The 12953-nt window shown below is 62.7% G+C and carries 13 protein-coding genes; all 13 read left to right on the forward strand.

What is annotated here, in order from left to right; all coding sequences use genetic code 11:
• Window positions 1-154 precede the first annotated feature (154 nt).
• The 13 genes from CAG46_RS25055 to CAG46_RS25115 all read left to right on the forward strand — a co-directional run bounded on the left by CAG46_RS25055 (window position 155) and on the right by CAG46_RS25115 (window position 12938).
• Entirely contained in the window at window positions 155-625 is a 471-nt protein-coding gene (locus tag CAG46_RS25055; RefSeq protein WP_085618827.1) for a hypothetical protein, read from the forward strand.
• The gene (locus CAG46_RS25060) at window positions 622-852 is read left to right on the forward strand and encodes a hypothetical protein (RefSeq protein ID WP_085618829.1); all 231 of its coding nucleotides are present in this window, start codon (window positions 622-624) and stop codon (window positions 850-852) included. Before CAG46_RS25055 ends, CAG46_RS25060 begins: the two co-directional genes overlap by 4 nt.
• Window positions 849-1448, forward strand: a complete 600-nt coding sequence (locus tag CAG46_RS25065; RefSeq protein WP_085618831.1) for a hypothetical protein — start codon at window positions 849-851, stop codon at window positions 1446-1448. The genes CAG46_RS25060 and CAG46_RS25065 overlap by 4 nt, the downstream gene beginning before the upstream one ends.
• Window positions 1445-2128: a hypothetical protein gene (locus CAG46_RS25070; protein ID WP_085618833.1), complete on the forward strand. Its 684-nt coding sequence runs from the start codon at window positions 1445-1447 to the stop codon at window positions 2126-2128. The genes CAG46_RS25065 and CAG46_RS25070 overlap by 4 nt, the downstream gene beginning before the upstream one ends.
• Window positions 2129-2182: 54 nt before the next feature.
• Window positions 2183-3733, forward strand: coding sequence for a hypothetical protein (locus CAG46_RS25075; RefSeq protein ID WP_085618835.1), 1551 nt, complete (start codon window positions 2183-2185; stop codon window positions 3731-3733).
• Between the two features lie 131 nt (window positions 3734-3864).
• Window positions 3865-4248, forward strand: a complete 384-nt coding sequence (locus tag CAG46_RS25080; protein WP_085618837.1) for a hypothetical protein — start codon at window positions 3865-3867, stop codon at window positions 4246-4248.
• Window positions 4245-5045: a hypothetical protein gene (locus tag CAG46_RS25085; protein ID WP_085618839.1), complete on the forward strand. Its 801-nt coding sequence runs from the start codon at window positions 4245-4247 to the stop codon at window positions 5043-5045. Before CAG46_RS25080 ends, CAG46_RS25085 begins: the two co-directional genes overlap by 4 nt.
• Window positions 5046-5457: 412 nt before the next feature.
• Window positions 5458-5757: a hypothetical protein gene (locus tag CAG46_RS25090; RefSeq protein WP_085618841.1), complete on the forward strand. Its 300-nt coding sequence runs from the start codon at window positions 5458-5460 to the stop codon at window positions 5755-5757.
• Window positions 5757-6887 (forward strand): hypothetical protein, encoded by a 1131-nt coding sequence (locus tag CAG46_RS25095; RefSeq protein ID WP_085618843.1) that lies wholly within the window; start codon window positions 5757-5759, stop codon window positions 6885-6887. Before CAG46_RS25090 ends, CAG46_RS25095 begins: the two co-directional genes overlap by 1 nt.
• Window positions 6888-6890: 3 nt before the next feature.
• Window positions 6891-7400, forward strand: a complete 510-nt coding sequence (locus CAG46_RS25100) for a hypothetical protein (protein WP_085618845.1) — start codon at window positions 6891-6893, stop codon at window positions 7398-7400.
• A 181-nt stretch (window positions 7401-7581) separates the two neighbouring features.
• Entirely contained in the window at window positions 7582-9126 is a 1545-nt protein-coding gene (locus tag CAG46_RS25105) for a hypothetical protein (protein WP_085618847.1), read from the forward strand.
• Window positions 9126-10046: a hypothetical protein gene (locus tag CAG46_RS25110; RefSeq protein WP_085618848.1), complete on the forward strand. Its 921-nt coding sequence runs from the start codon at window positions 9126-9128 to the stop codon at window positions 10044-10046. The genes CAG46_RS25105 and CAG46_RS25110 overlap by 1 nt, the downstream gene beginning before the upstream one ends.
• Window positions 10047-10049: 3 nt before the next feature.
• A complete protein-coding gene (locus CAG46_RS25115; protein WP_085618850.1) occupies window positions 10050-12938 on the forward strand; it encodes a glycoside hydrolase family 19 protein in 2889 nt (962 codons plus the stop codon).
• Window positions 12939-12953 lie beyond the last annotated feature (15 nt).

The raw sequence follows: 12953 nt of genomic DNA on the forward strand, positions 1-12953 counted from the left end.
GCGAGTGAAATGGCGGAGGCCGCGCAACGGCCCCGCCTACACCTACTGCCAAGACTGCCGGCGGCGCAACAGCGAGGCTCAGGCCCACAAGCTGCCCCACGGCGAAAACGAATGTGACCGGGCCCAGCTGCGGCTCAAAATCTAGGAGACGTACATGCACGCAGTTTCTGTAGCGCCAGCTGCAACCGTGCTCAATGAGCGCCAGCTGCACCGCCTGGAGACCGCCAACCAGGTAATCAAGGCGCTGGCCGGCTGCCAACTGCCGGTGTTCGGTACCGAGGGCGTTGAAGCGCGCCTGGAGCCGATCCCCACCGGCGGTTTCAGCTTCGTCCAGGGCATCGCTGGCGCCAGGCCGGTGAACATGAATACCGCCGTTCGCGGGCAGGAACGGCTGTGGCCTGGTTTCCGGGGCAGTTACGCCCATCAACGCCTCTTGCGCTGCCTGGCCACCTACATCGAAGACGGGCGCAGCATGCCGGCGGGCACTCTGGTTGGCGCGCTGCTGGGCAATGGCGACCGCCACTTCAAGCAGGCAATCCCCGATTTCCAACGGATCATCGCTGAATTCCGGTTCTCCCGTGTGTTCCTCAAGCCGGTCATGAAGGAAGACGGGAAGATCGAATGAGCAGGCAGGTTATCAATCGCCTTACGGGCGAAGAGCTGAAAGTCGAGCTGGAGCTGGGCGAGCACCTATGGCTGCGCAATGAGCACGGCGAAATCGAGCACGCGCTGCGCACCCACCTCCCACTGGAGCGCTGGCGCTTCGTTGGCACCCTGCCGACCGTAGACGACGTTCCACTGCTGGCCGTGGCGCCAGCATTCCACCAGGCCGCTTACGGAGCACTCCAATGACTCTTTTCCACGATCGCGCAGAGTTTGAGCGCCAATGCCGCCGAGCTGGCATCCTGGACCTGGCCTTCGACCTCGAGGCTGGCGCTTACGCCAACCCTCACACCCAGAAAACTTTTCTGGTCTGGGACTCGCTGGCGCAAACCAGCCTTGTTCGCCGCGGCCCCGTTGCGTGGCTCACCCGGCGGCGCGGGAAGGATCAGGGTATTTCGGTACCACGCCCCTACCAGCGCAAGACCCGTGAAGAGTGGGAGGCGATGGAAACCATCGGTTGGGAGCCGCCCCTGGCCCTGTGGCCATCACCGCCAGCCGTTTCCCCCAGCGCCGAGGCATTCCTGCGTGAGCGCCAGCGCCAGATCAACGTCGAGGGCTTCGACCCAGTACGCGACCAGCGCTTTCGCGATCACCAGCTGCTGCGCGCAGCGGCGGCCTACATCATCGATCTGCTGATGCCCGACTATGCCAAGAACCTGTGGCCCTGGCCGAGCGAGCCCATGCGCCAGGCCACCCGCCTGCGCACGCTCGAAAAGGCTGGCGCATTGCTCATTGCCGAGCACGAGCGCATCACCGCTACAGAACCTCAGGAAGCGCCAGAATGACCCCACGCTACGAAAAACACCCAGCCTATACGGCGCTGGCTGCGCGCTACGCCAACGACATCGTCGCTTTCGCCCGGGAAGTACTTCAGCTGGAGGTGTCACCCAAGATGGCCATGCTGCTGCGCAGCGCTACGAAGCCAGGCGCACGCATGACAGTGACGTCTGACCTGGACACCCTTGGCCACTGCCCGGTGACGCCCTTCGCACCTGTAGGGGTATGGCGCCTGTTCTTCAAGCCCGATTCATATACCGCTGTGGCTTGCCCGCGGCACCTGATCAACGTTGCCGATGGCTACCGCCTGCTGGTGATGCGCGCCCTGGAAAGCCAGGAATGGGTAGCCCCTTACGTCAGGATCGGTACCGACTATGTGCTGCTGGGCAGACCGGGCGAGGGGGCATGTATTCAGTTCGCCCCAGCACGCGCCAATCCCCCTGAGCGAATAGACACCGCATGGAGCCAGGACACCGGCTGGATCATCGAAGACGCCCACCTGGCTCACGCCGTGTGCTTCTCCGCTGCTGGCGCGACGTTCAAGGACAGCACCGGCCCATGGCTGATATCGGCGCAGACCGGCTGGAGCATCGACCGCGGTGACGTTCCCGGGGCGACCTGGCACAACTGGGACGAGTTCGCTGTAGATGGGCCGGCACTGAAGCAAACCGCGCCCCTGGGTGAGTAGCTGGCGCCCGTAGAGTGATGGGGCCGGGCTTCGGCCCCTAAGTGCAAGGAATCCATGGCCAAGCCAAAGCCGAAGGTTTTACGCCTGAAGGCAGACCCGCGGTGGCCTGATTTCATCGAACGATACGCCTTCGACCTGTACAAGTTCGCGGTCGAGGTGTGTCAGATGGACGTCACCCCGCAGCAGCAAGAGCTTTTCGACGAAGCATCAGTCTTCGGTTGCCGTGTCTCTGTGTCCTCCGGACACGGTACCGGCAAGACCCGCTCCTTTGGCGTCACCTGCCTGTGGCACCTGCTGTGCTACCAACACTCCCTGACCTATGTGACCGCGCCCAAGCTGAAGACGGTGCGAGAGGGCGTGTGGAAAGAAATCGCCACCATGCTCGAAGAGATCCGCAAGGGCCCGCATGCGTGGATTGCCGACTACGTGGTCATCCAGGCCGAGAAGGTCTATGTCACCGGTCACAGCGCCAACTGGTACGTCACCACCCGAACCGCGCCACGCGGCAACCCGGAAAACTTGGCCGGTACCCACGCCGACTATCTGCTTTGGCTGGCGGACGAGGCGTCTGGCATCCCTGACGAGAACTTCGGCGTAATTGGTGGCGCACTGACCGACGAGCGCAACCGCTTTGTCATGGCCAGCCAGCCGACCAGGTCAACGGGCTTCTTCTGGGAAACCCACCACGGGCTATCGAAGTCCCGGGGCGGCGCCTGGACGTCGCTGGTGTTCAACTCCGAAGAAAGCCCGATCGTTTCCCTGAAGTTCATCAAGGAAAAGCGCCAGCAGTACGGCGGCGCGGACGAGGCCGAGTACCAGATCAAGGTCAAGGGCATGTTCCCGACCAACCTGAGCAAGTTCCTGCTCAGCACGACCATGCTGGAGCGGGCAATCGAGGCCGCCAGTCCCATCCTGCCTGGGGAAGAGTGGGGGCATGTCATTGTGGTCGACGTTGCCGCCGGCATGGGGCGAGACAAGACCGTTGCCACCCACATGCGGGTCAGCGGCAAGGGCGATCGGATGGCCAACGAGCGGCGCCGAAAGATCGAGGTTGTCGACATCCCGATCTACACCGCTACCGAGGACTGGACGCCGCTCGCGGTCAAGCTGCGCGACTACGCCATGCGCTTTCCGAACGTGACCATTGTCATCGACGTCAGCGCCATGGGCGTGCAGTTCATGCGCCGGCTCCAGGAGCTGCAAGAGGGCAACATGATCGTCCAGGGCGTGCTGTGGGGGGCGCGCAACCACTCCAACGCTTACCGCCAGCGCTTCATCAACCAGCGCGCCCAGTGCACCGTGCACGCCACCGAGGCCATCAAGGACGGCGTGGTCAAGCTGTCACCCAAGCACAAGCGCGATCTTATCGACCAGGGCTCGCGTCTGCCCTACGCCTTTGACGATATGGGGCGCTTCAAGATCGCCAGCAAAGAGAGCATGGCGGCGGACGGCCTTCCGTCCCCGGACCTTTTCGACACCATCTGCATGGCCTTCCTCGAGGACGTCAACTACGTCGCTTGCGCTGAAGAAACTGTGGTTTCCAAGTCTTCCCGCGCCAAGTCGGCAATGGAGCGCGCCAAGGCTGCGCTGGCAGACGTCGCATAAATAACTATAGTTTCGTATAGTTTTTTGTGTATATTTCGCTGGCGCTTGTGTGTTTACCCCCGCAATACAGGCGCAAGTGCTGGCGTAAAACCGCCTTAGGATGTCCGGGGATATTTTTCGGAGATACAGACATGGATCTACGTCGCCACAGTGAAGGCGGGCGCAAGACCGAAGCCGTGCATTCAAGCGAATTCGTCGCGTTCTGGTCGGATGCAAAGGCCATCATTGCCTTGGACCGGCAGGGCGTTGAGTGGAAGCTGGCAGGGCGCGTTACCCTCAGGGACATCGAAGGCCAGGTGGTTGGTTTTGCCCGGGCACACCGTCGCGCGCTGGTGCTGGTCTCAGCTGTCGATCGGCTGATGTCCCGCGTCGGCCAGGCGCCTGAGCATTTCTGCGTGGTGCTGGGGCGTGAGTTCCCGGTCTCCCATGCGCACAAGTCGTCGCTCCAGTACCAGTACCGTGCACGGGCAGCCCAACACGGCTTCAGCAGCCTCGGCCTGGCGGTGGCAGCATGATCAGCGCGAAGAAGCACAGCCGCCATGAAGAGAATCGTGACTACCTGTTCCGCACGGGGCAGCTCGACAACGAGAAGAAATCTCGGCCCCAAGGCATTTGGGCGGTACCGGACAGTGAAAAGCGTCGAGTAGCCCGACCTGCCGGCACTTCGCTTGTGCCTTCGGAGGTGGCCGGCCTGGTTGAGTTGGCGCTGGCTGATGGTGGCCCTATCCAACAAGGTGACGCCTACGAGCACTTTCTGGCGGTCACCTGTGACGCGATGCGGTTCTACACATACCACTTCCTCATAGCACCAGGTGCAGGTGGTCAGCGCCGCGCCGTGCTGCTGACTGAGCGCACACTGCACGGTAACGCACTTGAGGACCAGAAATATGCCGCGAAGCTGGTGGCGTACGCTTCAGCTCTTGGTCGCCCGCGGGTTGTGATCGATCGGCTGTCTTACTGCTGCTCGCTGGCGCGCACGCTGCTGCTGGAAATGCCTGGCACGCTCTGCTGGCGAGACGCCAATTTCGGGTTCATGCCTCACAGCGAGGATCAACGCCGGCACCACCGCGATAACTTTTCGTTGGCCTTCGAGCGATATGCCCAGGCGGCAGAAGCTGGCGCCATCAAACACCCGCTCAAGCGCACCTTGGAAAAACAGAAGATGGACGCCGGCCCCAAGCGTGACGAAAGCGGGATAGGCTACCTGGCTGGCATTGGCGACGGCATGGACCGCGACATGAGCGCTCTGTGCATGGTCTATGTGGACGAAGAGCACGAGCGTAACGACGGGCCTATCATTGGTTCCTGGTAGACATTCCGCTCCTACAGGTGCGGGCCAATGTAGGCGGGGGTTTCGTCTTGATAATCGCCCGCAAAATGGCTATCCCGCTCCCACAGCAAATACCCCCGCCTCGCGCGGGGTTTGTTTTGCCTGCTGGCCGGGCGAGGAAAGCGTAATTCACCCACCAAAATCAGTAATTTACCCACCAAAAAGCGTAAATTACCCACCAAAATCAGTAATTTAGCCACCCGCCCACAGGGTTGTGCACACCGGCCAGGCTAGGTGCTACGGTGCGGCCAGCCACTTATGCACATTGCCCAAAACCATATTTAAAACGTATCTAAAACTCTTAAAGCGTTTTGTGGCCCCGAAACAGCGCAAAGCACCAGCTGGGCGCCCCTAGCAAGGCCGGGATAATCCACCTGAGTTCAGAGAGGGGTGGATGATGATTCCCGAAGCCAGGTTCTACCACGAGGTGCGCAAGTTCGCGCTCAATGAGCCGTCCTATTCGAGTAGGCGCCAGGTCGTGCGCAGTCTCCCCAGTGAGCGCTTCCATATCCCGATGCTGGCGCTGCGTGTGTATGGTGACGCTACCGAGGTCCTGGTGATTCGAGCCGCTGCCGGGCTGTCTACCGTCGACTCCGAGCTGGTCGAGCAAGATATTGTGCTTCCCACCCGTGAGCACCTGGTCTACCTGAAGCAACGCGCCGGTATCGTGACTCCTGAAAGGTCGGTGCGCTGATGGCTGCCAAGAAACCCACCCGTGATGCCCAAGTGGCTCCGGCCACCAGGGTAAGCGCTGACGCCCGCAAGCACTTCGAGGCTGACCGACTCAGCCGACTCGGTAACCAGGCGCAGATCCTGTCCGCCGACGACATGGCAGGACTGTACGACCGCAAGCGCGGGCTATTCACCACGCTCGGCGGCGACTTCAGGCCAATCACCGTAGATGACCTGGTGGCGTTCAAGGCCGCGGTGCATGACATCCAGCGCCGCCACGGCCTGCGCAAGGGCAACGTGCCCACACCAGGTGCTGGCGGCGGGATCTTGGCCAAGCAGGTGATCAACCTGTCATCACCCGATGACCGCTCGCGCGCCTCCCAGGAAATCCGCACGGTCATTCCCGTGAGCAACCGGGGCGGCGTGGTGCAACTCACGACCAACGCCAGTGCTAAGTCGGACGTCACCCGGCACGCCATCACCGTGCAGTTCCTGGACTATGACGAGGTCGTGGCGGACGGCAGCAACTCGCTCGAGGCGGCCAAGCGAATGCTGGCGGGCAAGCTGAAGTTTGAATGCGACTGCAAGCGCCACCGCTACTGGTACCGGTACATCGCCACGATCGGCAACTTCAACTACGGGCGGCCCGAGGACGGTTTCCCGAAAATCCGAAACCCCAAGCTGATGGGGATTGCATGCAAGCACATCATCAGGGTGATGGCCACCATCAACGCTGGCGGTACCTTCAACCTGTACGCCAAACGCATCATCGAGCAGGGCCGGCGCACGCTCAGCAACAAAATGACGCCCGTTACCGTGGCCGAGCAACAGAAGTTCGTGGAACAGATCGCCAAGGCGCAGAAGAGCGCCAAGCGCGGTGCCGTCATTCGCACCGACGAGGAAAAGCGGGAGATTCGGCAGGCCCAACCGTCGTACCAGCGCCAGCAGGCGGCCCGCCAGGCCACATCGGCGGACAAGGCCGCGGTGCGAAAGGCAAACCAGAAGCTGCGAGAGGGCGCAAAGGCCGCGAAGGTCAACAGGCCGGCCTCCAACGCGCAGCACCAGGCGCTCATGGCGGCCATGAAGGCGCAAGGGTTCAGTGAGAAGCAAATCGCCGCGGCGCTGAAGGCCGTGGGCAAGGTGAAGGGGTAAGACATGCTCAATAACGTGGCCGTCCAGATCAACCGGGCCAAGCGCCAGCGCACCCTGCGCGACCCAAACTCGATTCCCTGCGTGTTGTTCGACAAGGTCGTGACCAGGGCGAGCGATGGCGCCAGCTTCGATGGCTACCCGACCATCGGGCCGCTGGGGGTGATGAGCGACGAGGACGAAACGGAATACGAATGGAAGGAAGTGGGCGAGGCCATGATCCACTTCTCCCAAGGCTACGCAGCGCCGCTGGGCAACACCTCCGACGACTCGACCCGCCTGGACTACGCAGACGGCATCCTGCAAGCCGCCATCGAACCCCTGATCGGTCCCGACCAGGAAGGCTATGTGCAGCCCAGCAAGCGCATGCTGGTTGCGGTGCTGATGGGTGATGGCGTGATCGTCAACTTCGAGATTGTCGACGTCACCGGCTCTGTAAACATCCCGCCGTACACCCGCGACTACCTGCTCAACCCAGCCCCGGATGAAGAGGCCAGCGAGGAACTGGCCGGATAGCTAAACCAAGCAAACACGGGCCCGGGATGGCTCTGTGGCGCCGTTACGCTGGGGGCTAAATCAAGCCTCTGTGTGTACGTGAATGGCTAACTCAACCGAACAGAAAGCAGGGTGGCGTGATCGCCTCTCCAGGGGCGCCCGTAAAGCAGGTGATCTGCTCCTGGGTGGCTCGCTTGCGGAAATGACGCCCACCCAGGCCCATCAGCAGGCCGCCAGCCGCCTGGACGCCATCGGCCAATTCGATGCGGACTATGTCGGCATTGAAATGCTCACCGGCAGCTCCAGCAAGCCGATCCGCAACCGCTCGCAGCTGTACATGAAGTACCAGTTCATGATGCAGGAGGGCCTGATTTCCACCGCGCTGCGCAACAACGTGCAGATGGCGCTGGGCGGGCACGAGACGACCGGCGAAACGATCTTCATTGAGCCCAAGCCGGGTATCAGCAGCGCTGACAAGAAGATGCTTGAAGAGCTGGCGGGCGTGGTCCACATGCTCAACGAGAGCGCCCACGCCATGTGCTACAACGCAGCCGGCTTTGGCGACTCCTACGCCAGGACATACACCGTCCCGAAAGTAGGGATTGTGGCCTTTGAGTACGAATCGATCCTGCCGCCCCTGGTGCAGCCCTATGAAGAGCTGGGGCGCACAGTCGGCTATGTGGTGAGCCTGGGCGATAAGATCCAGAGCCGACTCAGCCATATGGACATGGTGCGGCTCAAGATGCCTCGCATGGGTTTTGTGCCGCAGATGAAGGCCATCGAGAACGCCCAGAAGACCAACCTGGACGCGAAGGACCTGCGCGACATCGTTCCTCTGCCCAGCCTGGTCGGCGGCTCGCTCCTACAGAACGCTGAAGAGGACTTCGACAACCTCTATGCCGCGCTACGCGGGCTCGTGGGCCAGCGGATCAATGCCTCGATCGAAGAGGTGCTGCTGGCGCTGAACCTGTCCGACACGACCAAGGAACAGCGCAAGAAGATTGTCGAGAACACCTCGAAGATGATCCTTGCGATGAAGGAGCGCGCCGAAAAGCAGGTCAGCGAAGGCATTTACTCGACCTCGCGCAACTTCAACATCATGCCCACCTGGGGCGAGAAACAGCTTACCCAGGTCAGCAGCATCCAGTCAGGCGCAACAGGCCAGGCCTTGGGCGTCGAAGATGTGTTGTTCCATGCCAAGAAGCTGGCGGGCACGCTCGGTACCGACATTTCCATGCTCGGCTTTGCCGATCAACTGAGCGGGGGCCTTGGGGAGGGCGGATTCAACCGCACCAGCAGCCAGGGCGCCGAGCGGGCCCGGATGCTGCGCACCAGCTACACGAAGATGGCTAACGACACCATCGACCGCCACATGATGGCCAAGTACGGCAAGTGCTGGTCCGAGCAGGACCGCCCCTACACGGTCAACTTCTACGGCTCCATCGCTGCCCTCGAGGCTGAAAAACAAATCAGTTCCGAACGTGCCATGAACAAGGCCGCAGTCCTGGTCCAGGTGCTGGCGCAGTTGCGTGAAGTGGGCATGAACCAGGAGACCAACAGCTACTTGCTGGCCAAGACAGCAGAGCTTGACCAGGAGCAGGCGGACACGCTGGCCAAGGGCCTTGCCAACGCCAAGCCACCAGCACCGCCAGGCATGGGCGGTGGCTTTGGGGGGGATGAAGGTATCGATCTGATACCGCCAGGCGGCGACAGCGGCAACAACGAAAACGAAGGGGATCAGGACTAATGGGTACGCGCACGGGCGTTATTCGCTACAACATGAACGAGACCGGGCGGACCTTCACCGGCACCCCGCGCAAGGTCGATATCGACGCCGCTATGCGCGTGGTCAACGGCGCAGCAGTGCAGGAGGCGGTCAAGAATGGCGATATCGTCGGCTACATCGGCCACCAGAACCGGGAAAAGTTCGGCCTGGACACTCCCGAATCGGTGATCGTGAACGGCACGCAGGTAATCCTCGAGCCAGCGGTGCGCACCATCTACATCAAATGCTTCCCAGACGGCACGCTCGAGCACGAGCAGGAATTTCTCGATACCGCAGCGGGGCGCATTGGCCAACGGCTATGGGAGAGCGGCGCCTATGGCTTCAGCTCCGTCTTCTACGCCCCCGACGAAGGCGGTATGCGCACCCCCAAAAACTACTTCGGCATGGACCTGGTACGCGGCCCGAACTTCGTTGCCAACCGCAGCCCAGCAATGTTGGACAGCGTGAGTGCGGGCGGTGCTGGCGCCGAGTACGACTATGCCAGCGAGAGCGCAGCGCTTATGGACTCGATCGACCGCCATGTACAGCAGGTGGAAAGCATGGCCGCTTCGATAAGCAAGGATTATGTAGAGCAGTGCCGGCAGAACGACGAACTGGTTGAACAGAACGCGCGCCTGCTGGAGCGCCTGCGCCAGCTGGACAAGGGCGGCGCCATGCTCGACAACGCCGGCAGTGCCTCCCCTAGCAAAATGGAGCGCGGGATCCCAATGGACAGGGGCCAGGGCATGCTCGACAGTGCCGCCCGTTTCATGGCCTTTACGGAATTGCCCGGCTACCAGCCTGACCCCACGGAAGCGGAGAAGGATAAAGGGGTAGCAGCAACCATCGCAGGGGGCGTCAAGAGCGCCATGAGCGTCATTAGCTCGGTTATCAGGGGCTGACCCATGGCACTCCAACACGACGCCGCCACGGGCTTCCTGCGCGGCGAGAGCATTGCCGATGATGTCGAAAAGTACGCCCAGGAGCTGAAGCTGCTGCGCGCCATCGAGGCCAACACCCGGGATATTTCCAAGCGGCTGATGCAACTGGGTACCGCCGGCGTCACCGTCACGCCTGAGCCAACAGGTACTGCCGTCGGCCTGCCCGCGGCTGCCGCCGCCTCACCGGAGAGCAATGCACCGCAGCTGATAGCCGACAATGTCCCGGCGGTCCCGCGCCAGCCCGGCACCCGACTAGAAACCAAGCCCGACAGTCAGGCCCGCGACACAGCCAGCCGGGCAGCGGTTGCGCCGACTCCGACTGCGCTGATGCAGCCCCGGGGCGATATCGTCTCCCCGCGCCAGCCAACCATGGCCGTAGGCGAAAAACAGGGGGGGCGCGACACTCCCGAAGCCCCAGACGCCCCGCGCGCGCACGCCGCGCCACCACAGCCCACGGTTTCCGCGCAGGCTGAGCACCAGGCCCCCACAGCCGCGGCGACACAACGCGGCCAAGCTGGTAACCGAGACGCCGCCGGGCGTTTCGTTTCCAGCGGATCGCTTGACTATGCACGTTCAACCGGCGCCGGCGAGGGTGGCGGGTCCTCGAGCGAGTCGAAAGCTGTCCTCGGGGTGAAGGCGGTCGGTGGCGCCATTGTTGAGGCAGTGCGTGACTTACGGGGCAACGTCGGCGCCGGTGCCGACAGCGTTGACCCGTCGATCCAGGCGAGCAAGGAAGTGGGCGCGATCTTCACGCCCATGTTCACCATGCTCAAGCCTTTCGGGCGCATCTTTGGGCGCAACAGCGAAGCCAAGCAGGCCAAACAGCACCGGGAAAGCGTGAACTGGTGGCGCAAGATCTGGCGTGCCCAGGATGATGCGAACAAACAGAATCGAGGTCGGGGGCTGCTGGGCGTCCTTGCGATGTTCCTGCCCTTGCTGGCGGCCTTGCTGGCGCCGTTGAAGGTGCTCGGGCGCCTGCTGGGATTAGGCGCACTGGGCAAGGCCTTGGGCGGTCGCCTTCCTGGCCGTTTCGGTCGCTCCGCCCGGGGCACACCAGGTGCTGGCCGTGATCGCCGTGGGCGCAGAGCCTCCAGCGTCGGTGCCGGCAGGCAGGGAGGATCCCCTGAGGCTGATCGGACAAAAACGGGCAGAACACAATCCCAGCGCTCTGCTGGTGGCGCAGCTGCCCGCATGGGTAAAGGCCTCCTGCGCAAGCTGCCGATCATTGGCGCACTAATCGGCGGGGGGATGCTCGCTGCCGATGCCATGGCCGGTGATGACCCTGCGCTGTCCAAGGAAGAGAACAAGCGGCAGAAGTGGGGCAACGTTGGTGGCGGTGTTGGCGGGCTCATTGGCGGCGCTGTAGGCATGCTGGGCGGACCAGCTGGCGCAATCATCGGCGCCGCTATTGGTGAGAACCTTGGTTCTGTAGCCGGCGAGTGGTTGGCCAAGGTCGATTTTGATACCGCGGTAACGTCGATCAAGTCGGCCTTCGACTCGCTGGCCAGCAACACCAGCGCCATGGCCGAATCCGCCTTCAAGTCCGTAAAAGACGCCTGGGCTGGGCTGGTAAGCGCCGGCGCCAGCGCGCTGAGCGGAATGGTGTCTTGGGCTAAAGACACCTGGGACAAGGCCTCCGAGCAGGTGCTTCAGGCCCGCGACACGGTCGCTGACAAAGTCTCCACAGCCAAGTCCTACGTCAGCGAAAAGGCCACTTCCGTGGCTGATGCTGGCCGTAACGTGCTCTACAAGGCTACTGGTGGCAGGCTCGGTGCATCGGGCTCAGCAGCAGCGAAAGAGCAGATGATCCAGGCCATGGATGCGGGCGGCATCACCGACCCGAAGTCGAAAGCCATGCTGATGGCCAACGTGGACCACGAAAGCGGTGGTTTTACCAAGACCGAGGAAAACCTGAACTACAGCGCTAAGCGCCTTCAGCAAGTCTTCCCCAAGTATTACAAGAACGTCGAGGACGCCCGGGCAGACGCTGGCAACCCAGAGGCCATTGCCAACCGGGTGTATGGCGGGCGCATGGGCAACACCGAGGCCGGCGACGGCTTCAAGTACCGGGGCCGCGGTGCTTTGCAACTGACCGGCAAGGCGCAATACGAGGCAATGGGCAAGAAGCTGGGCATTGACCTGGTCAACAACCCCGACCTTGCTGCCGATCCGAAGTATTCGGCGCAGATCGCGGTGGCGCACTGGAAGGCGTCTGGCGCGGACAAGGCAGCCCAAGCCGGTGACCTGGTCGGAGCACGCAAGCGCACCAACGGCGGGACCAACGGCCTGGCTGACGTTGAGTCCAAGTATGACGCCTACCTGGCCCAGGCCAAGGCGGGCGACCTGACGCCTACCCGGCGCGCCGATGAAATGAAGGTTGCTGCCCCGGAGCCGGTGAAAACGGCTGTAGCCAACACCATGGCCACCATCAGGCCGGGCCAGCCACGAGTGGGCGCGCAATCTGGTACCGGTCCAGTTGGTGTGCTGGCGCCAGCGCAGCCAGTCGCGGCCAAGCCAGCCAGCCCAGCTGGCCCGGCAGCTGCGGCCAAGGCTCCAACCGTGACCCCGATCGGCGTGATGGCGATGACACAACCCCGGACGCAGACTGTGGCCCCGACCGCGCCGACGACGCCTGCCGCTATCGCAGCGCCGACAATGCGCAGTTATGCGCCCGCCGCAGCGGATGCCAGCCAAGCCAAGATCCCCGCTGTGTCCGAAGTGAAGACGCCACTGCCAAGCGGTGGCAAGGGCAACGCCCCGGCCCAGGTCAACCTCGAGGTGCCGCTGACGCAAAACGTGGGCGACAGGTCCATTGCCCACGCCGCAGCCGGCGGCATCGGAATGCACTACTAAGGTTGCAAACCGCCA

The sequence above is a fragment of the Pseudomonas sp. B23(2017) genome (assembly GCF_002113725.1).
GTDB classification, from domain to species: Bacteria; Pseudomonadota; Gammaproteobacteria; order Pseudomonadales; family Pseudomonadaceae; genus Aquipseudomonas; species Aquipseudomonas putida_Z.